The sequence below is a fragment of the Rothia mucilaginosa genome (assembly GCF_001061665.1).
GTDB classification, from domain to species: domain Bacteria; phylum Actinomycetota; class Actinomycetes; order Actinomycetales; family Micrococcaceae; genus Rothia; species Rothia mucilaginosa_A.
Genome location: NZ_JVSP01000003.1, coordinates 1 through 20,239, shown reverse-complemented (window position 1 = coordinate 20,239; position 20,239 = coordinate 1). Strand labels below are relative to the sequence as shown.

Annotated in this window: 21 protein-coding genes; 16 read left to right on the top strand and 5 right to left on the bottom strand. The window is 58.9% G+C overall.

Annotation, left to right across the window (positions count from 1 at the left end):
- The first annotated feature begins 76 nt into the window (after window positions 1-76).
- The 7 genes from rnpA to ADJ95_RS02355 all read left to right on the top strand — a co-directional run bounded on the left by rnpA (window position 77) and on the right by ADJ95_RS02355 (window position 6,098).
- The gene (rnpA, locus tag ADJ95_RS02385; protein WP_049332233.1) at window positions 77-445 is read left to right on the top strand and encodes a ribonuclease P protein component; all 369 of its coding nucleotides are present in this window, start codon (window positions 77-79) and stop codon (window positions 443-445) included.
- Complete coding sequence (yidD, locus tag ADJ95_RS02380) at window positions 442-915, top strand: membrane protein insertion efficiency factor YidD (protein WP_049332232.1); 474 nt, start codon at window positions 442-444, stop codon at window positions 913-915. The genes rnpA and yidD overlap by 4 nt, the downstream gene beginning before the upstream one ends.
- Window positions 916-966: 51 nt before the next feature.
- The gene (gene yidC, locus ADJ95_RS02375; protein WP_049332230.1) at window positions 967-1,953 is read left to right on the top strand and encodes a membrane protein insertase YidC; all 987 of its coding nucleotides are present in this window, start codon (window positions 967-969) and stop codon (window positions 1,951-1,953) included.
- Window positions 1,954-2,062: 109 nt separating this feature from the next.
- Window positions 2,063-2,623: a protein jag gene (locus ADJ95_RS02370; protein ID WP_049332228.1), complete on the top strand. Its 561-nt coding sequence runs from the start codon at window positions 2,063-2,065 to the stop codon at window positions 2,621-2,623.
- A 1-nt stretch (window position 2,624) separates the two neighbouring features.
- Entirely contained in the window at window positions 2,625-3,266 is a 642-nt protein-coding gene (rsmG, locus tag ADJ95_RS02365; protein ID WP_049332226.1) for a 16S rRNA (guanine(527)-N(7))-methyltransferase RsmG, read from the top strand.
- Window positions 3,267-3,724: 458 nt separating this feature from the next.
- The gene (locus tag ADJ95_RS02360) at window positions 3,725-4,567 is read left to right on the top strand and encodes a ParA family protein (RefSeq protein ID WP_049332224.1); all 843 of its coding nucleotides are present in this window, start codon (window positions 3,725-3,727) and stop codon (window positions 4,565-4,567) included.
- Window positions 4,568-4,829: 262 nt separating this feature from the next.
- A complete protein-coding gene (locus ADJ95_RS02355) occupies window positions 4,830-6,098 on the top strand; it encodes a ParB/RepB/Spo0J family partition protein (RefSeq protein WP_049332222.1) in 1,269 nt (422 codons plus the stop codon).
- Between the two features lie 111 nt (window positions 6,099-6,209).
- On the opposite strand, the gene trxA is transcribed toward ADJ95_RS02355, so the two are convergent.
- From trxA to ADJ95_RS02330, 5 genes are all read right to left on the bottom strand, one after another.
- A complete protein-coding gene (trxA, locus tag ADJ95_RS02350) occupies window positions 6,210-6,536 on the bottom strand; it encodes a thioredoxin (RefSeq protein ID WP_049332220.1) in 327 nt (108 codons plus the stop codon).
- Window positions 6,537-6,589: 53 nt separating this feature from the next.
- The gene (gene trxB, locus ADJ95_RS02345; protein ID WP_049332218.1) at window positions 6,590-7,624 is read right to left on the bottom strand and encodes a thioredoxin-disulfide reductase; all 1,035 of its coding nucleotides are present in this window, start codon (window positions 7,622-7,624) and stop codon (window positions 6,590-6,592) included.
- Window positions 7,625-7,871: 247 nt separating this feature from the next.
- Window positions 7,872-9,053 (bottom strand): hypothetical protein, encoded by a 1,182-nt coding sequence (locus ADJ95_RS02340; RefSeq protein ID WP_049332216.1) that lies wholly within the window; start codon window positions 9,051-9,053, stop codon window positions 7,872-7,874.
- Window positions 9,054-9,176: 123 nt separating this feature from the next.
- A complete protein-coding gene (gene murJ, locus ADJ95_RS02335; protein WP_049332214.1) occupies window positions 9,177-10,841 on the bottom strand; it encodes a murein biosynthesis integral membrane protein MurJ in 1,665 nt (554 codons plus the stop codon).
- A 95-nt stretch (window positions 10,842-10,936) separates the two neighbouring features.
- Window positions 10,937-11,440: an NUDIX hydrolase gene (locus tag ADJ95_RS02330; RefSeq protein WP_049332212.1), complete on the bottom strand. Its 504-nt coding sequence runs from the start codon at window positions 11,438-11,440 to the stop codon at window positions 10,937-10,939.
- A gap of 115 nt (window positions 11,441-11,555) precedes the next feature.
- Between ADJ95_RS02330 and ADJ95_RS02325 the strand changes: the two genes are divergently transcribed.
- The 9 genes from ADJ95_RS02325 (at window position 11,556) to dnaB (ending at window position 19,862) form a co-directional block, all read left to right on the top strand.
- Window positions 11,556-12,980, top strand: a complete 1,425-nt coding sequence (locus ADJ95_RS02325) for a CCA tRNA nucleotidyltransferase (protein ID WP_049332210.1) — start codon at window positions 11,556-11,558, stop codon at window positions 12,978-12,980.
- Window positions 12,981-13,169: 189 nt separating this feature from the next.
- A complete protein-coding gene (gene rpsF, locus ADJ95_RS02320; RefSeq protein ID WP_049332208.1) occupies window positions 13,170-13,475 on the top strand; it encodes a 30S ribosomal protein S6 in 306 nt (101 codons plus the stop codon).
- Window positions 13,476-13,568: 93 nt separating this feature from the next.
- Entirely contained in the window at window positions 13,569-14,198 is a 630-nt protein-coding gene (locus tag ADJ95_RS02315) for a single-stranded DNA-binding protein (RefSeq protein WP_049332206.1), read from the top strand.
- Window positions 14,199-14,281: 83 nt separating this feature from the next.
- Window positions 14,282-14,518: a 30S ribosomal protein S18 gene (gene rpsR, locus ADJ95_RS02310; RefSeq protein ID WP_004005948.1), complete on the top strand. Its 237-nt coding sequence runs from the start codon at window positions 14,282-14,284 to the stop codon at window positions 14,516-14,518.
- Between the two features lie 20 nt (window positions 14,519-14,538).
- Window positions 14,539-14,991, top strand: a complete 453-nt coding sequence (gene rplI / locus ADJ95_RS02305) for a 50S ribosomal protein L9 (RefSeq protein WP_049332204.1) — start codon at window positions 14,539-14,541, stop codon at window positions 14,989-14,991.
- Window positions 14,992-15,183: 192 nt separating this feature from the next.
- The gene (locus ADJ95_RS02300; protein ID WP_049332203.1) at window positions 15,184-15,489 is read left to right on the top strand and encodes a hypothetical protein; all 306 of its coding nucleotides are present in this window, start codon (window positions 15,184-15,186) and stop codon (window positions 15,487-15,489) included.
- Window positions 15,490-16,253: 764 nt separating this feature from the next.
- A complete protein-coding gene (locus ADJ95_RS02295) occupies window positions 16,254-17,060 on the top strand; it encodes a class I SAM-dependent methyltransferase (RefSeq protein ID WP_049326735.1) in 807 nt (268 codons plus the stop codon).
- A gap of 147 nt (window positions 17,061-17,207) precedes the next feature.
- Window positions 17,208-18,401 carry a glycosyltransferase gene (locus ADJ95_RS02290; RefSeq protein WP_049332202.1) on the top strand — a complete coding sequence of 398 codons (1,194 nt, stop codon included), beginning with the start codon at window positions 17,208-17,210 and terminating at the stop codon, window positions 18,399-18,401.
- Between the two features lie 105 nt (window positions 18,402-18,506).
- The gene (dnaB, locus tag ADJ95_RS02285; RefSeq protein ID WP_049332201.1) at window positions 18,507-19,862 is read left to right on the top strand and encodes a replicative DNA helicase; all 1,356 of its coding nucleotides are present in this window, start codon (window positions 18,507-18,509) and stop codon (window positions 19,860-19,862) included.
- Window positions 19,863-20,239 lie beyond the last annotated feature (377 nt).

Genomic DNA, 20,239 nt, shown 5'->3' with positions numbered 1-20,239 from the left:
CGGGCGAACTATCATTAAGCGTAGAAAATGCGGAGGCCGGCCCTGCCGAGCCTCCCCACCATGTAAAGGGGGAGACGTGCTGCCTCAACGGCACCGAATGCGCACCGGCGCTGAATTCTCCCACGCCTTCCGTTCCGGCATCCGCAGTGGACGCCGGAACATCGTTGTATCTACGGCGAAAAATCCCGGAAAAACAACCCGGGTAGGTTTCATTGTGTCGAAGGCGGTGGGCAACGCGGTGACACGCAACCTGGTTAAGCGCCGGTTGCGTGAGCTTGCCGCGCTCACCTGCGCCGCGCATCCGGAAGGGTACGCCATCGCTGTGCGAGCGCTTCCTGCCTCCGCACAGGCAGACTGGTCTCAGCTCCGTAAGGACTACGAGTCTGCTCTCGAAACGACCCTCGCCAAGCTCAACCGGCCCTCAACGACTGAGGGGCAGCAGTGAGCCGTCACCGTACTTCACGCCGTGAGGAATGTTTCCACTCCCATCACAGCGGCACGTATAGCGCCGCGGAGCCCCTCATCGGCCCCGACGAGCTGCTGGCACTAGCACCTAACGAATTCGTAAGGCCTGAAACTTTCCTGCAGGCTCTCTACGTTCTACCGCAGAACCTGCTAATCGCGTGCATGAAGGCCTACCGCAAGGTCGTATCCCCCCTCTACGGGGACGTGTGCCGCTACTACCCGACCTGCTCGGCGTACGCTCTGGAGGCGCTGACCACCCACGGTGCGATGGGCGGGCTTTCCCTGACGGTGCGCCGTATTCTGCGGTGCGTTCCCTGGGCGACCGGAGGTATCGACCCAGTCCCGGAGGGGAAGCGTACTTTCGCTCCCGGAGCAGAACCGAAAATTATTCTGCTCAACCACCCCCATCTTTACACCCCTCACACCGGTGGTGACGCCCGCCCTGAGTAGGCGGCGCCTCCCACACAATGACTTAGCCGAGTCCTTAAGGAGTATTCCCGCGTGAATATTTTTGATTTGATTCTTTGGCCGTTTAAATGGATCGTCTCCGTGGTCCTGTGGCTGTTCCACACTCTTTTCACCTCGCTGGGCATGGACCCGGCTTCCGGTCTGACTTGGGTTCTGTGCATCATCTTCCTGACCCTGGTGATGCGTACCCTGACCATCCCGCTGTTCGTCAAGCAGATCAAGGCCATGCGTGGTATGACCGCAATGCAGGGCGATATGGCGAAGCTGCAGGAGAAGTACAAGGGTAAGAAGGACCAGCTCTCCCGCCAGGCCATGGCCCAGGAACAGATGGAAATGTACCGCAAGCACGGTACGAACCCCTTCGCCTCCTGCCTGCCGATTCTGGCTCAGATGCCGATCTTCTTCGGTCTGTACCAGGTGCTGATGGGCGTGCCCACCGCAGCGCAGAATAACCAGGGCGTGCTCATGCTGCCGGCTGAGCTAGTGCATCAGTTCAACGACTCCCAGATTTTCGGTGCTCAGCTCTTCGCGACCATGATGCACCCGGGGGCTGGCGACGCCACCGCGACGGTGATTCAGGCTGCCATCATGATCGTGATGATGAGCGCCACCCAGTTCTACATCCAGAAGCAGCTGAGCGTGAAGAACATGTCGGAGGCTGCTCTGAACTCCCCGATGTTCCGTCAGCAGCAGATGATTATGTACATCTTCCCGATCATCTTCGCTGTTTCCGGTATTAACTTCCCCCTTGGTGTGATGTACTACTGGACCGTCTCGAACCTCTGGTCGTTGGGTCAGCAGTGGTGGGTTATCCGCAACAACCCGACCCCCGGTTCCCAGGCCGAGCGTGAGCTGAACGCCCGCCGTGCGGCGAAGGGCCTGCCCCCGGTGGGTAAGACCCGCGAGCAGCACGAGAAGGATCTGCAGGAGGCGCGTGAGCGTGCCGCAGCCGGTCAGCGCCAGCAGCCGGTGAGTAAGAAGCGCCAGAAGCAGCAGCGCAATAAGCAAAACGGAAAGTAGCAGGCTTTCCACCCATTCGGGCCGGGCTCACGCCGCGTAAGGCGCGGGCCCGGCGCCGTGTATGAGATACTTTGTACCCCTAAACCCCACATATACCCCGAGGATAATCGTGACTGAAGCTATGGAATATGAGGAGCAGCTCGGCGACGAGCAGTTTGTGGATGAGGCCGCCGAAGGCTATGAGGAGATTGACGATATCGAGGAAGAAGGCGATATTGCCGCCGATTACCTCGAAGAGCTCCTAGACATCGCCGACCTGGACGGCGACATTGACATCGAGGTGCGCAATAACCGCATCTATCTTTCGGTCGTCAACGACGACGATGACAACGAAGAGCTGCGCCACCTGGTGGGTCGCCACGGCGAGGTGTTGGATGCCCTGCAGGAGCTGGTGCGCCTGTCCGTTCTGGCCGGCAACGGTACCCGTTCGCGCCTGATCCTGGATATCGCAGGTTATCGTGCCGAGCGTCGCGAGTACCTGGAGAAGATTGCCGCCGAGGCTATTGAGAAGGTACGCGCTACCGGCCGCGACGAGCACATGAAGCCGCTGAGCCCCTACGAGCGCAAGGTGGTGCACGATGTGGTAGCCGCCGCCGGCCTATACAGCGAGTCGGAGGGTGAGGGTCCGCGCCGTCACGTCGTGATTTCTCTCCCCGAGGTAGGAGTCTAAGGTGGAGGAAACGAAGGTAACTCTGAACGAGAATGAGCGCGCCGCCGCGGAGGCTGTGTTCGGTGAGCGTCTGCCTCTGGCGGAGCGCTACGTGCAGCACCTGGCGACGACCGGCATCGAGCGCGGGCTGATTGGTCCCCGCGAGGTTCCGCGCCTGTGGGCTCGCCACGTGCTCAACTGTGCCGTGGTGCAGGAATATATCGCCCCGAATGTCTCTGTGGCTGATGTTGGCTCGGGTGCGGGCCTGCCGGGCCTTTGCCTGGCTATCGCCCGCCCGGATCTGAAGCTGACCCTGATTGAGCCGCTGGAGCGTCGCGTCATTTGGCTCAACGAGGTTGTCGATGATCTGGGGCTGGAGAACGTGACCGTGATGCGCTCGCGTGCCGAGCAGGCCGTAGGTGCCGTGGATGCGGATGTCGTCACCGCCCGCGCCGTATCCGCCCTGGTGGGACTGTTGGATATCACCCTGCCGATTCTGCGCGGCACCGGCGAACTGCTGGCTTTGAAGGGTCGTAGCGCCGCTGAAGAAATCACCAAGGCGAAGAAGAAGCTGAATCGCTACGGTGCTCGCGAGACCGAGATTCTGACGGCGGGTGCCGACCTACTGGAGGAGCCGACCACGGTGGTTCGAGTCCGTCTCTAAAAGTTTCATCCTGAATGGACGGTACTGCAATGAGCTAGTGAATATGCTGGCTTACGCGGTACCGCCCATTTTTTGTGTGCAGGTTTGCTGTGTGTGTGCGGCAATTGCATCTGTAGAGTACATAGAATGACCTCTCGCGTGGAGTATTGACCTGATGCCGGGTACCCTTAAGGAAGGATTGAAACCTTAGACTCTTCTACATCAAAGCCTGATGATTCAGCAAGGGGTACTGAGCCCTTCAAAAACCATTCGGGCAGCACCGATGTTTCACGTGAAACATTGCAGGCTTCATCACCTCACGGAGTATGTTTCACGTGAAACATGCTGGGAATAGGCAACGGCAGGGGAGCGGGGAACTAAATCCTCCTCGCGCACGAATACCGCAGAGTATTGCCACACGCGAGGCATCAGACGAAGCATCACCGTAGACACACCACCCGGAATATGGAAGGCACCCGATGACTCACCACGCCCAGAAAGCGGCCGCAGATCTACTCCCCAAGCCTGTGCATACGCGTGTCTTTACCGTGTCGAATCAGAAGGGTGGCGTGGGGAAAACCAGCACCGCCGTCAACCTTGCCGCCGCGCTCGCGGAAGCCGGCCTAAACGTTCTTGTCATCGATAACGACCCGCAGGGTAATGCGTCGACCGCTCTGGGTATTGAGCATGGCGTGGATGTGCCCAGCGTTTATAACGTGCTTATCGAAGATAAGCCTCTCGCCGAGATTGTGCAGGAATGTCCCGATATGCCCGGTCTGTTCTGTGCACCGGCCAACATCGACCTTGCGGGTGCTGAAATTGAGCTGGTCTCTCTCGTGGCGCGAGAGACCCGCCTCAAGAACGCCCTGGTGGACTATACGGAGTGGCGCGAGAAGCAGGGGCTGCCTCGCCTCGACTACGTATTTATCGACTGCCCGCCGAGCCTCGGTCTCCTTACCGTGAACGCCTTCGTGGCCGCCGAGGAGATTCTAATTCCGATTCAGTGCGAGTACTACGCCCTCGAGGGTCTGAGTCAGCTGCTCAAGAATATTCAGATGATCCAGAAGCATCTGAATTCGAAGCTTCGCATTAGCACGATTCTGCTCACCATGTATGATGCTCGCACCAACCTGGCCTTCCAGGTGGCGGAGGAGGTGCGTGAGCACTTCCCGCAGGAAACCCTGGGCGTGAAGATCCCTCGCTCCGTGCGTATCTCCGAGGCACCTAGCTACCAGCAGACCGTCATCACGTACGATTCTTCCTCGACCGGCGCCCGCGCTTACCGAGAGGCCGCTAAGGAGCTTTCGGGGCGTTCGGCTTGATTTAATTTTTTGAATACGCGGTTTATTATTGCCGCCCATATTTTAGACATCCCCTCCGCATCTCTTTTGAGGCGTGTGGAGGGGATGTTTTTGCTGGCAATAAGCTGAAATTTTTAAAAAACACCCTATATAAGTTTTATATTTGATATATTTTGAAATTTTTGGATGCCCCTTAAACCACTCCCTGAATGTCGCACGATTCGTCTACACTAGATAAAGAAGCAATATGAACGGACTCATCCGGGAGTCCAAAGGAGTGACGATGGCTGAGAAGCGACGTGGTTTGGGTCGTGGTCTGGGGGCCCTGATTCCCCAGAGTACGAAGAATTCTGGAAGCGCCGAGAAGAAGGTGGCCGAACGAGAGGTAGTACCCGAGGTCAGTCAGCACTCGAAGGCACCCGCTCCCGCTCTCGCAGACGAGCCTATGAGCGATGGTCTGTTTGAGATGGCCCATGAGGCGAAGCCTGAGAAGCCCCACCGAGCACCCAAACACGAGGCTCCCGAACCTCCCTCCAAACCCGTTCAGCCTGAGTCTAACCATGCCGATTCGACGCATGATGTTTCACGTGAAACATCGAAGAAGAAGTCTCGCGTCGATATGGGTGCGGCCCTGCGCAATACGACCCTGACCCGCCGCCCGGTGGATTTCTTCTTCGGCGAGGATGTCCCCGTTCCCGGTGCAAGCGAGCAGGAGCAGTCCGATCTGGTTCCGGTGCCCGGTGCGCAGTTTGCAGAGCTCAACGTGCGCGATATTCACCCTAACCGCAAACAGCCGCGAACCGATTTCGATGAGCAGGACATGGAGGAGCTCATCCATTCGGTGCGTGAGATTGGTGTCTTGCAGCCCATCGTGGTGCGTCCCTCCCGCGAGCGCGGGGCAGAGAAGTACGAGCTGGTCATGGGTGAACGCCGTTGGCGCGCCACCCAGGCTGCCGGCCTCTCGACGATTCCCGCGATTATTCGTGAGACCGATGATGAAGACCTGCTGCGTGACGCCCTGCTGGAAAACCTGCACCGCAGTCAGCTGAACCCCATTGAAGAGGCTGCGGCCTACCAGCAGTTGATGGAGGAATTCGACACCACCCAGGAGCAGCTCGCCAAGCGCATCGGCCGTTCCCGCCCCCAGATTTCGAACACGATTCGCCTGCTGAAGCTGCCCGCCCTCGTGCAGCGTCGCGTTGCCGCCGGGATTCTCTCTGCTGGCCACGCCCGTGCCCTCCTGGCGCTGAGTGACCAGGGACAGATTGAGACCGTCGCTCAGAAGGTCGTGAATGAAGGGCTGTCGGTGCGCGCCACCGAGGAGCTCGTGGCTGCCACCTCCGGTGCGGAGGAGCCCAAAGCGCGTAAGGCTCCCCGGCCGCAGAAGCATCGCGAGCGCCTGGATTACATTGCGGAGGCCTTCGCTGATAAGCTCGATACCTCCGTGAAGATTTCTCTGGGCGCCCGCAAGGGTAAGATGACGATTGAGTTCGCCAATGTGGAAGATTTGAACCGCATCATCCGTGTTCTGGATTCTGATTTCTCCGGGTAACATCCTTTGAAAATCGCTTATAACAGCTGATTTCAGTTGAATATATGAAAATCCCTCGGTGATGTTTCACGTGAAACATCACCGAGGGTTTTTCTCTAGCTTCTCGAAAGACTAGCCCAGGTGCTCGGAGAACTCGGCCAGCAGAGCTGACTTCGTCTTAGCGCCTACGGTCTTCTTGACGACCTCGCCCCCCTTGAAAAGGTAGATGGCGGGAATGGAGGTAATGCCGTACTTCATGGCGGTATCACCACTTGCCTCAACATCCACCTTGACCACGTCGACCTGACCGGCGTACTCGCCGGCAATCTCATCGATAACGGGGCCAACCATGCGGCAGGGGCCGCACCATTCAGCCCAGAAGTCCACGATAACGGGCTTGTCGTTCTTTAGAACCAGTTCGTCAAAAGTGGCATCAGTTGCCTGCTGTGCACTGCTCACGGAGTGCTCCTTTCTGACACGGGGCGGATTCCCCAGTGAGTAATACGAATAGTTTAGAGGTTTTCGAGGTAGTGCTGCGCGTCCAGAGCGGCAACAGCACCGGAACCGGCAGCAATAATTGCCTGGCGGTAGGTCGGGTCAATCACGTCACCGGCAGCGAAAACGCCGGGAACGGAAGTCTTCGAGGAACGACCCTGAACCGCGATGGTGTGGTTCTCGGTAATCTCCAGCTGGTCACGTACCAGTTCCACGCGAGGATCGGAGCCAATAGCGATGAACAGGCCCTGAACGGCCAGCTGACGCTCAGAACCGTCCTTGGTGTTGGTCAGGGTGATCGACTCGAGGTTGCTCTCGCCGTGAACGGCGGTGACAGCCGAGTCCCAGACAACCTCAATCTTTGGGTTGTTGAACACGCGGGTCTGCATGATTTCCGAAGCGCGGAAAGAATCGCGGCGGTGCACCAGGTACACCTTGGACGCGAAGGTCGTCAGGAACAGTGCCTCCTCCAGTGCGGAGTCGCCACCGCCGACCACTGCGATTTCCTTGTCCTTGAAGAAGAAGCCATCGCAGGTTGCGCACCAGGAAACGCCGTAACCGGAGAGTCGGTCTTCGCCCTCGATGTTGAGCTTACGGACCTGAGAACCGGTGGTCATGATGACGGTCTTCGCCAGGTGAACGGCGCCGTCTGCGGTGTAGACCTTCTTCACGTCGCCGGTGAGTTCGACCTTCTCCACGTCCTGGTAGCGGATGTCTGCACCGAAACGCTCGGCCTGCTGGCCGATGTTTTCCATCAGCTCGGGGCCCTGGATGCCCTGAATGAATCCGGGGAAGTTCTCCACCTCGGTGGTGTTCATGAGGGAGCCGCCGGGTGCCAGGGAGCTGGCGAAGAGTACGGGCTTCAGTTCGGCGCGTGCCGCGTAGATTGCGGCGGTGTAGCCGGCGGGGCCGGAGCCCACAATAATGACGTTGTGGACGGTTGCGTCGGCCTCAACCTCGGCAGCCGGTGCGGCTTTGGTGGCGGGTGCGGATGCGAGGTTCAGATTGCCTAGGGCGGAGCCTCCGAAGAGGCCTCCCAGATTCTCAGTCATCAGATATGTCTTTCCGTTGTAGGTCTTTCGTTCTGCTCCTATAACAGGGCTTTATCCTCGATTATTCCATTTTTTGGGGACCCTTATCCAGATACTCCGCGCACTGTGAATCTTTGAGTAGCGGCCTTGCTATATAGAGTCATAAATAGACATCAAAAAGGGCAGGGCTTCCGAACTGTTGAGTTCAGAAGCCCCGCCCTTGTGTCTGGGGGTGCGAGCGCTCTATCGGCGTTGTGTTATGGGTTGATTAGTCCACCTTGATCTCGTTGATGCGCAGGCCGTAATTCCAAACTCCAATCGGCAGGGAGAGGCGGGGCAGCTCGTTGACCACGATGATCACGTAGGCGCCCTTTTCTGCGCTCTGCTTTGAGGTATCCAGGTTCACGACCGCATCCTTGCCTTCGAAGGTGCCCTTACCAACCTCAACCGCACCGCTCAGGGATGCGGAGCTGTTGGTGTAGACGGTGAAGGAACCGCCGGTGCCGGTGTTCTGCTGGATGGTCAGCTTGGAGACGACGGTGGGGGTCTGCAGCTTCAGTGCCAGGCCGAATTCCTTGATGGTGCCGGCGTAGTTGGCGGTGCCGAAGCCGTAGCTAATCCAGGCGGTGTTGGCGTTACCGTCGGTCAGGTTCGGAATCAGGGAGTCCATGTCGTTCATGAACGTGGGGTTCGAGGGTGCGAAGCGAGCCACGGAGGCGATCTTCGCGGGTGCGTTCGAGGCCTTGGCGGTCGGGGTGGCCGAGGGGGAGGCCTCGGCGCTGGCCGTCTCGCTGGCCGAAGCCTTCGGGGTGTGCGGCGCAGCTGCCTGGTTGGAGCCGATAGCGCCCAGAGAGGTCAGCACACCACCCGCGACGATGACCAGCAGCAGGACGGCGGCCAGAGCGATGGCCCAGGTACCGCGGCTACCGCCTTCGTCCTCCTCCTCTTCGTAGATGCTGGTGGGCTCGGAGTAGGCGGTCACGGCGCTGCTCTCGCCGGAGTTCCAGCTCTTGGAGGCGCTGATGGTTTCCTGGCTGGCGGTGCCGGAGGAGACCTTCTCGTAGGAGTTGGGGGAGCGTTCCGCATCGGAGTCGCCGAAGATTTCGGTGCCCAGCGCATCCTCCGCGTTGGAGAGTGCGTGGTTCTCGACGAGAAGGGTGTCGAGAAGGGTATCCGGGCGGGTGTGCGAGGTGACCAGGTAGCGGCTTCCCTCGGGGGTGATGCCCAGATCGAGAATCTGAATGTTGCCTCGGGAGTTGGTGGCAAGCGCGCGGGAGTTGGCCTCCAGCAGGGCGCTGCGGTTGGGCGAGGCGACGACGATTGAGACCTTGCGGTTAAGGATCTGGTCGATGCCTTCGAGCACCATATCGGACTCTGCCGTAATGATGATGTGGGCGGTAATTTCGTAGCGGCCGCCGAGGACCGATCCGACCGGAATCTGTTGCGACAACGTGTTCTCCCGAGGTGGTTTCAAAGTGCCTGCCGTGTGGCGGGCTCTGCTAATAGATTCTACCCGGCTTTGCAATAGGCCGTGGCTGAGTGATAGTTCGTGGCGTGCTGGGCGCCTGCGGGCCTAGCGGCGGGCCAGGCGTTCGAGCTTGGATGTGATGGGTGCCAAAAGTGCGTTAGCTTCCTTGACGCGGAAGATCTGCACGCCCGCCAGGTAGGCAAGGCCCATGACTGAGCCGCAGATTACCAGGGTGATAATCGCGGTGATCTTGGAGGACCACGCGAAGCCGTCAAGCTGGTATCCGCCGAGCAGCCACAGGGCGATGGCGGCAATGGCGCCGGCAAAGAGCGATGCGAGAATCGTGCGCGCATAGACGCTGACGATGCCGCGCTGGCCGTAGTAGCCGAGACGGCGGCGCACCATGTAGTGGCTGATGAACATGAGCAGAATGTTGTGGATGGGGTAAATCCAAGCGAGCATGTACACGGTGTACTGGGCGTCGAGCATGGAGGCTGCGAAGCTCATGACGACCATGATGATGGCGGAGTACACCTGGATGCGGAAGGGCGTGCGCGCGTCTTCGCGAGCGTAGAGCACGCGGCTGTAGAGGTAGTTGATGGTGAGCGTGGGGGTGCCGAGCGCGGTGATGACGATGAGGCGGGCGATGATGGTGGCCGCAATGGGGTCGCCACCGCTGAAGAGCACGGCGATGGGGCCGGCCAGCACGATGAGTCCGACCATGCAGAAGACGGTGGCAACGGCTGCGTTACGCAGGCCGTGAGAGAGCGCGTAGATGACGCTGTCGTTATCGTCGGCGATGGCTGAGGCGCTCATGCGGTTGAAGAGCACGGTGGCGATGGAGATGCCGATAACGCCGTGCGGCAGCATGTACAGCATGGAGGCGTAGTTGAGGGCCTGCAGACCCGGAATCTGGATGCCCATGGCGGCGTAGTGCTCGCGCTGACCGACGATGCCTGCAGCAACCTTGGTCATGTAGAGGAAGGCCAGGTTGGAGATGATACCGGAGGCGAGGGTCCACGCGGCGAGCTTGGAGGCTGCGCGCAGGCCGATGCCGCGCCACGCGAAATCGGGCTTGAGTCGCAGGCCGAGTCGGCGCAGGGGGATGAAGAGTACGAGCGCCTGCATAACCACGCCGAGGGTCGAGGAACCGGCGAGCACGAGGGTTTGTGCGTTGGTCCAGTTGTCTACGGTGTGGATTGGGTGGGGGTTGGGGGTCTGCGCTCCGAAGAGGAAGATGAAGAGGAACAGCGACAGGATGGTGATGACGTTGTTCAGCACGGGCGACCACATGTACGCGCCGAAGGCGTCCTTCGCGTTGAGCACCTGCCCAATGACGGTGTAGAGGCCGTAGAAGAAGATCTGGGGTAGACACCAGAGTGAGAAGATGAAGCCGAGCTGTCGCTGTTCGGGGGTCCATCCCGAGCCCATGACGCTGATGATGGGCCAGGCGCAGGCGACGGTGATGAGCGTGACCAGGCCGATGGCGGTGACGGTGAGCGTGACGAGCTTGGAGATGTAGCGTGCGCCGCCGTCCTGTGCCTTGGCGGCCTTGATGATTTGGGGCACGAGAACCGCGTTGAACACGCCGCCGGCAACGAGCACGTAGATGAGGTTGGGGAGGGTGTTCGCGGTTTCGAAGACGTCACCGACGGTAGAGAGCGAACCGATAGCGACGGTGAGCAGGATGGTCTTGACGAATCCGAGGATGCGCGAGACGAGCGTACCTGCGGCCATGATTGCGCTTGAGCGGGCGTCGGTTCGTGCCACGTGTCTCTCCTGTGTTGGCGGTGATGGTCGGTCGGATGTCTTCGGGCCTCTGTCCGGCTACCTTCGGGATGTCGCCCCGAAGGCTTGCCGGGACGTTAGAGGTGGGTGGTGATGTATTCGCTGGCGCTACGGGCGATGTGCTGCTCGTTGGCGAACGAGAGGCGGGTGGGCAGCTCAGCGAGGGGGACCCACGCGACGTCGATGGCTTCGTGATCGGGGTCGTTGTCGATGCTGAGCTCGCCGCCGGTTGCCGCGAAGAGGTAGTGGTGCACGGTCTTGTGGATGCGCAACCCGTTGGAGGTGAACCAGTAGGCGATGGTGCCGAGGGAGGCTACGGGGTAGCCGGTGATTCCGGTTTCTTCGGCGATTTCGCGTCCGGCTGCTTCAACTCGGGTTTCGCCGCGTTCGATGTGTCCCTTGGGCAGGCACCATTCGCGCTGACCGGTGCGGTTGATTCGGGCGATGATGGCCGCGGGGAGTTCTTCGGGCCGGTCGAAATCGATGATGAGCCCTCCGGCGGATACTTCTTCGGGGGCCGGTACCGGGCGCGCGGGCGCGGCGAAGCGCGTTTTGGGTGCGCGGGGTACGGGAATGCTCATGGTTCTACCTTAACTGATGGAAGAGGGTTTTGGCGCTTCGGGGCGGGGTGATGTGGGCATCCCGTGCGGCGCGGGGTGGTCGTGGAGGCGTTTTATCTGGCACGATTAAAGGATTATGTCGCTGATTATTGATGTTGAGTCGAAGTACCCGGACGCCGCCGAGCTGGGAGAGCTGTACCGTGCGGCGGGGTTTGAGCTGTACCTGGTGGGCGGTATTGTCCGCGACAACCTGCTGGATGACGGCGGCCATTTCACCGATTTTGATTTGACGACGGACGCCACCCCGGAGCAGAGCGAGCAGATTTTGCGTGCGTGGGGTGAGCACACGTGGGATATCGGCAAGGAGTACGGCACGATTAGCGCCCGTAAGAATGGCGTGGTGTACGAGGTGACGACTTACCGTGCCGAGGTGTACGTGTCCGATTCGCGGAAGCCGACGGTGCAGTTCGGTACCGATTTGAGCGCCGACCTGGTGCGTCGCGATTTCACGATTAACGCGATGGCCGCGGCTTTGCCGAGCGGCGAGGTGGTTGATCTTTTCGGCGGCGTGGAGGATTTGCGTGAGGGCGTTCTGCGTACCCCGCGCTCGCCGCAGGAGTCTTTTTCCGAGGATCCGTTGCGCATGATGCGTGCGGCTCGTTTCGCGGCTCGTTTTAATCTGCGCGTGGCCCCGGAGGTTTTCGAGGCGATGCGCGAGATGGCCGGCCGCATCGAGATCATTTCTGCGGAGCGTGTGCGCGATGAGCTGGTGAAGCTGATTGATGCGGATTACCCGCGGGTGGGTTTGAACCTGCTGGTGGATACCGGCCTGGCGGATTATGTGTTGCCGGAGCTTCCCGCGCTGCGCATGGAGATGGATCCGGCGCATCACCATAAGGATGTGTACGAACATTCGCTGAAGGTGCTGGAGCAGGCGATGGAGAAGGAGACGGACGAGGACGGCCCGTGCCCTGCCCCGGACTTTATTCTGCGTTTTGCGGCGTTGATGCACGATATCGGCAAACCGAAGACCCGCAAGTTTGAGAAGGACGGCTCCGTCTCGTTCCTGCACCACGAGGTGGTGGGCGCGAAGATGGTGAAGAAGCGTATGCGCGCCCTGCGTTTTGATAACGACACGATTAAGGCTGTGGCCCGCCTGGTGGAGCTGCACATGCGTTTCTACGGCTACCGCGAGTCGGGCTGGACCGATTCGGCGGTGCGCCGCTACGTGCGCGATGCGGGCGATCAGTTGGAGCGCCTGCACCGGGTTTCCCGCTCCGATGTGACGACCCGTAATCGTCGCCTGTCGCGTTCGCTGGCTGCGGCGTACGACGATTTGGAGCGTCGTATTGCTGAGTTGGCTGCTCAGGAGGAGCTGGATGCGATCCGCCCCGACCTGGACGGCGGCCAGATTATGCAGATTCTGGGGATTGCGCCGGGCCCGGTGGTGGGCGAGGCATACAAATTCCTGCTGAACCTGCGCCTGGACGAGGGCTCGCTTCCCGAGGAGGAGGCGAAGGCGCGCCTCCTGCAGTGGTGGGAGCAGCGCCGGGAGGCGTAGCTTCTGAGGTTTCGGTACCGCATCGCATGGTTGAGCTCACGCGGTGCGGTACTGTTGCATCCGCCCAGCGTGGTGTATTGTTAAGAAATCTATGCGTGTTCCCCACCCGGTGTGCTTCACGTATAGGGCACAATGAATCTCCTGCTATGGAAATCCCATAGCCGTTTAGCCCAAAGGAGGGGTTTAATCATGCGTGCATACGAACTGATGGTTATCCTCAGCCCCGAGGTTGAGGACCGTGCGGTTGAGCCGTCGCTGTCCAAGTTCCTCGAGATCGTCACCAACGAGGGCGGTTCTATCGACAACGTCGATATCTGGGGCCGTCGCCGTCTGGCATACGAGATCCAGAAGAAGTCCGAGGGTATCTACGCAGTGGTGAACTTCACCGCTACCCCCGAGACCGCAGCTGAGCTCGATCGTGTTCTGAACCTGAACGAGTCCGTCATGCGTACCAAGATCATCCGCCCGGAGGATCAGAAGATCTCCAGCAAGTAGTTGCGCCCTCCGGTTGCCGACCCTCTAAAAATGTCAGGGGGTTGCGTTGTACTGGAATCAACACACTTGTAACTCTTATCGAGGAGGCATCTTATGGCAGGCGATACCGTTATTACCGTTATCGGTAATCTGACGAGCGATCCGGAGCTCCGTTACACCCCCGCGGGTGCTGCGGTTGCTAACTTCACGATCGCGTCGACTCCGCGTTCGTTCAACCGTCAGACCAACCAGTGGGAGGACGGGGAGACCCTGTTCCTGCGTGCGTCGGTGTGGCGTGGTTACGCTGAGAACGTTGCGGAGACTCTGAAGAAGGGTACCCAGGTTATCGCACAGGGCCGTCTGAAGTCCCGCTCGTACGAGACCAAGGAAGGCGAGCGTCGTACCTCGTTTGAGCTTGAGGTCGAGGAAATCGGCCCGACTCTGCGTTTTGCTACCGCACAGGTGACTCGTGCACAGCGTTCTGCCGGAGGTAACTTCGGCGGAGGTGCGCAGGGTGGCTTTGGCGGCGGTGCCGGGTACAACGCCCCTGCTCAGGGCGGTTACTCCGCTCCGCAGCAGAATAATTTCGCGGCTCCCCAGGGTAATGGTTACTCCGGTCAGACCGGTTACTCCGCTCCGGCTGCTCCTGCAGCCCCGGCAGCTCCCGCTGCTGATCCGTGGAGTTCCCAGTCCGGCGGTAACTATGATTGGGGTAGCGGCGCCGACGATGAACCTCCGTTCTAAGCCGGTTTCGTTTTCCGAATAGTAATTTATCAATCCATCCCGCGGTTATCCGCCGCGGGCTCCCAACTCTAAGGAGCACCACGATGGCTAAGGCTGAAATCCGTAAGCCCAAACCGAAGCAGAACCCCCTCAAGGCTGCTGACGTCACCGTTATTGACTACAAGGACGTCGCACTTCTGCGCAAGTTCATCTCCGACCGCGGCAAGATCCGCGCTCGCCGCGTGACTGGCGTGACCGTTCAGGAGCAGCGCAAGATCGCTCAGGCTATTAAGAACGCCCGCGAAGTTGCTCTGCTGCCCTACTCCGGCGCTGGCCGCTAAAGAGAAGGAGAGACAGTAACATGGCTAAGATCATTCTGACTCAGGAAGTTTCCGGCCTCGGTGCAGCTGGCGATGTTGTCACCGTTAAGGACGGCTACGCACGTAACTACCTGCTGCCCCGCGGTTTCGCCGTGACCTGGACCCAGGGTGGCGAGAAGCAGGTTGAGTCCATCCGCGCCGCTCGTGCGGCTCGCGCCAAGGCTTCTCTGGAAGAGGCTCAGGCACTTGCTGCGTCCCTGGCTGCTAAGCCGGTTGTCGTTGCACACAAGGCTGGCGCTGACGGCCGCCTGTTCGGTACCGTCAAGGCTGACGCTATTGCTGAGGCTATTGAGGCTGCCGGCATTGGCTCCGTTGACAAGCGCACCATCCACCTGGGTTCCGCTATCAAGCGCACCGGTGAGTACAAGGTGACTGTCCGCCTGCACGCTGACGTTGTTGCTAACGTTGTCCTGGACGTCGTTGCTGCTGCGTAAGTAGTTTTGAGGTTTTCGTGCTGAGGCACTGAGAAACCGTGACGGGGTGTTCTTCCTTCGGGAGGAGCACCCCGTTTACTGTACCCGTTCCGGCGCATGTTTCACGTGAAACATTGACCCTGTGGGCGCACACTCTAACCCGGGGGAGCGATGGATGCGACGTAGGCACGCAGACCCCGTAGACTGGTAGACATGGCTAAATCTTTATCGCGTATGTCCTCAAGCGCCCAGCTTCTGATGACCGGCGTCATTCTGGAGGGTGTGAACCTACTGCTGTGTGCCCTGGCGCTTGTTCCAATGGCGGACGCTAACCTTGCTACGACTCTGCTGTTGCTTTTTCTGATTGTTGGTGGTTTGGGGTCCAGCATTGCTGTGGTATGCGCCCTGGTGGGCTTGGTTAAGTTCCGCCGCTTTCGCTGGGCTAATATCCTCCTGCTCCTGGTGTCTATCGGGACGAATCCGTTGCTTGTACTCACCCTGTATGTGAGTGCTTCCTAGCCCTGGGCGCGGCGTACACAGTTTCTCTCAGATGACTCTCTGTGCCTCTCAGTGTTCTACAGGTCTTCTCCCAGCTGCTTTCCAGCTAAAATCAACCCTCCCATAAGGTTCGCAGTGTTTACTATAGGTGTTGGTTCGAGAGGACTGCGATGTGAATGTGTGTGTTTCGTGTAGCGGGGAGGCCCGCTCGCGAAAGAAGAAAGGCAAGGCAACAGCGCCTTGCCTTTCTTCTTTTAACGCGATCGTTTTATACGGGGGAGGGCGTTAAGCGCCGACGGGCCTCCTGCCCCCCAAAGGCTCGCCCTGGAAGGCGCTTTGGAGGCGACGTTTATTTCGATTTCCCCTGTGGGACCCGCTCCTGTGTACGTTTGATCTTTTGGCGCCGACGGAGCATTTGAGTCTCTCAGCTATTCCCAGCTTTCTTACAGCTTTAACCTACAGGGAATAAAGGTTTACGCGTAATACTTTATATAGATGGTTCGAGAGGACCATCAGAAAGTTGGACTTTCCTTGCGGAAGTGGCTCTGATTTTCGTATGTATGTGTGTGTGATGAGACTGGGGTTGGACCGAGAGGTCCAGCTCCAGTTTCTGTTTAATCTCTAGAGTGTGCAGCAAGGGTGGCTGTAGTGGTGTTGCGGCATGCTGTAACAAAGGGCAACCACACTTCTATATAACGTCACATTTCCTTTCTTGGGGTGGCGGGTCTAGAATTGGGAAAGATAAATTTTGCATATTAAATACAAGTATTGAGGAGTTGTCTTCCGTGTCTAAGACCCCTTCCGTTCCCGGTACCGACCGCCCCGCCGAAAAGGCAGCTGGTCACTGGCTTCTGGCTCAGCTGGGCAAGAAGGTTCTGCGCCCCGGCGGCCGCGAGACCACCAACTGGCTGCTGGCTCGTGCTCTGGGTGGCGACATTGACGTCGTGGAGTTTGCGCCGGGCCTGGGTATTACCGCCCTGGAGATTGTGAAGCGTTCCCCCAAGAGCTACACCGGTGTGGATCTTGATCCCAAGGCTGCTGAAATTGTGACCGAGCGTATTGGCGCATCGACTAAGCCGAACTACCGTGTGGTGAACGCTAGCGCTCAGGAGACCGGTCTGCCCTCGGAAAGCTATGACGCCGTGGTGGGCGAGGCGATGCTGACCATGCAGACCGATAAGCACAAGCTGGAGATTATGCGTGAGGCGGCTCGTCTGCTGCGTCCGGGCGGTTACTACGCTATTCACGAGATGTCGCTGGTTCCCGATTATCTGCGTCCTGAGCTGAAGGAAGAGATTCAGAAGGATTTGGCGCGTACTATCCGTGTGAATGCCCGCCCGCTGACTGTTGCCGAGTGGACTGCTCTGGCGGAAGAGGCAGGCTTTGAGGTGCTGGATGTGTACCAGACCGATATGGCTCTGCTGGAGCCGAAGCGTCTGCTGGCTGATGAGGGTCCCGCTGGCGTTGCGAAGATTGCGTTCAACCTGGCGCGTAAGCCGCAGATTCGTGAGCGTGTGCTGGGTATGCGCGGTGTGTTCCGCCGCCACGCGGACCACATTGGCGCTATCGGTCTGATTCTGCGTAAGAAGTAAGACAGAGTCACACCGCAAAGCTTATACAGCGAAACGGAGCCCCAGTATTCCTCTCTATCCGAGGGAATACTGGGGCTCCGTTTTACACTGGTGAGGTTATGAGCCGCAGATTCGGCTCAGTCACGTGTGCACCTGCCGGAGTTTGTTATGAGCCGTATTCTTTTCTCTCCCGAAAGCTTCAATATGGGTGAAACCACGCGCTGCATTGAGATAGCGCGTGTGGCTCGGGAGCGAGGTCATACGGTCTTGTTCCATGTGTATTCCCCTAAGTACTTGGGACTGCTGGAAAATGCGGGGCTTCCTGTGCATCTTCGCGAACCGATGATGAGCGATGCCCAGGCGGAGCAGATTATGGCGCTGGATCAGGGCAGGGGAGTGCGGCATCCTTTCACGACCGATATGGTGCGTCGGCGGGTCGCCGCTGAGCTCGCGGCTATTCGTGACTTTAATGCGGATGCTGTGGTGATTGGTTCTAACCTGACGATGCTGCTGTCTGCGCGTATTGCGGGTGTCCCTATTTTCTATGCGCGCCCGTACGCTTACTCGTCGACGTATTTTTCGAAGAAACCTGTAGACGGCGAGCTTGCGGCACCGGGGTGGTTGCGTGCGGTGGCTCGGGTGTTGTCGTATAAGCCGGCTTCTTTTACTCGTGTGGCGCGTGAGCATGGGCTGAGGCTTCCTCGCCGTACTGTGGATATGCTCAGCGCCGATGTGAATCTTATCTGTTCTCTGTTTACGCAGCTGCGCGGGGATTCTTTGGTAGAGCCTGATGTTGGTGTGGGTCCTATTTATTACCGTGCACCTGGTGAGCTGCCGCAGATTGTTCGCGAGCCCAGGGATCGGCCACTGATTTACGTTGGAATGGGCTCATCTGGCTCTGCAGATATTTTGGCGCAGGTGCTGCAACAGCTGTCAGCCGCTCCTGTGGATGTGCTGGTCGGCGGCGGGGTGCAGCTCTCGGATACCAGCATGCTGGGCAGCAACATCCATTTCGCCGGGACTGTTCCGGCGCATCTGCTCGCCGGCCATATTGATGCCTCGATAACCCACGGCGGTGAGGGGACAGTACAGACGGCGTGCCTGGCGGGTGTACCGTTTGCCGGTATTGCGATGCAGGCTGAGCAGAGCTGGAATATTGAGGAGTGCGTGCGCTACGGTAACGCCCTGCGCTTTACGAAGAATGATGTGCGCCGCGGCAATGTGTGCGATATTCTGGACTGTCTGCTCAGCGATGAGGGCATGCGCGCTAGGGCACGGCAGCTGGGTGAGGCAATGCGCACTATGGATGGTGCGGCGCTCGCCGTTGAGAAGATTGAGGATTATCTGCGCAGTCCGCGATAGGTGTGTATGTATTTCGCGTGTGCCTTCGTGAGAAACTAGCATAGGAGTTCTGCAGAAATTGTTTCTGGAACGTCGTAGATATCGGATTGAAACGCGAGGATAAGCATGTCTGAAACTGCCCTTGATTATGGTTCCCGCACTATGCCTCATGATGATGTGGCTGAGCAGTCGGTGCTCGGTGGCATGCTGCTGTCGAAGGACGCTATTGCGGATGTGGTTGAGAGCCTGCGTGCGTCTGATTTCTATAAGCCGGCGCACGAGACGATTTATGAGGCGATTCTTTCTCTGTACGGTCACGGTAGCCCTGCGGATGCGATTACGGTTGCTGATGAGCTGAAGAAGCGCGGCGAGCTGACTCGTGTGGGCGGCGCGTCCTATATTCATACGCTGATTGCGTCGGTTCCGACTGCTGCTAACGCTCAGTATTACGCTGAGATTGTTAAGGAGCACGCGATTATGCGCCGCCTGATTGAGGCGGGTACTAAGATTGCGCAGCTGGGTTACGCCAACGAGACCGAGGTGGACGCACTCGTGGATCAGGCGCAGGCGGAGATTTACGCGGTGACCGATGGCAACGCGAAGGAAGATTACGTGTCCTTCTCTGAGGCCTTGGAAGCGACGATGCGCGAGATTGACGCAAACTCGAACCGCCCCGATGGCGTGTACGGCGTGCCGACTGACTTCATCGAGCTTGATGAGCTGACCGGCGGCCTGCACGGTGGCCAGATGATTGTGATTGCGGCTCGTCCGGGTGTGGGCAAGTCGACCCTGGCCTTGGATATTGCGCGTTCGGCGGCTATTCACCACCACATGGCAACGGTTTTCTTCTCTCTGGAGATGAGCCGTACCGAGCTGGCCATGCGTATTCTCTCCGCGGAGGGCAAGATTTCAATGGGTCGTCTGAAGAAGGGCGATCTAGACACCGAGGGCTGGACGAACCTGGCGACTCTGCAGGGCCGTATTGATTCTGCCCCTCTCTTTATTGATGATTCGCCGAATATGACTCTGATGGAGATCCGTGCGAAGTGCCGTCGTCTCAAGCAGCGTAACGATTTGAAGCTTGTGGTGCTGGACTACCTGCAGCTGATGAGCTCGGGCAAGAAGGTGGAGTCCCGTCAGCAGGAAGTCTCGGAGTTCTCCCGTAGCCTGAAGCTTCTGGCTAAGGAGCTGGATGTTCCGGTGATTGCGCTGTCGCAGTTGAACCGTGGTTCGGAGCAGCGCACCGATAAGCGTCCGATGGTTTCGGATCTGCGTGAGTCGGGTTCTATTGAGCAGGATGCGGATATGGTGATTCTGCTGCACCGCGAAGATATGTATAACCCCGATAGCGATCGCGTGGGCGAGGCCGACATGATTATCGCGAAGCACCGCGGTGGCCCGACCCGTACGATTCCCCTGGCCTTTAGCGGTAAGTACTCACGCTTCAATAACATGGCCAATGAGGCTCCTCCGCAGTACTAGACGTCGAAAGCCCCTGTTCCCGTTGCCGAGTGCTCAGTAGTTCGAGCTTCGTCAGAGAGCAGGGGCTTTGGCCTACCCGCCGTTTGTTTCTCCGGGATAACTGACGTAGGGGAGGAAGCACGGGCGCGGGGATGGAGCGGCGAAGGTATATGGGGGTTTCTTGCTTTTCCCTGTCTTTGTCTGGGTTCCGAGGCCCGTGAGGGGCCCCGAAGGGGTCTTTTACCCCTGCTTAAAATTTTTTTTGGCCTTCTTAGGAATCAATATATCGTTCTGACTAGGCTATTTATTGAGATAAGCCCCCCAAAGGGCACAATGTGGCCTTGTTTGTGTTCTACTTCACCCGTATTCGGGTTGCGGGCCTGTATTCGGGTCTGTAT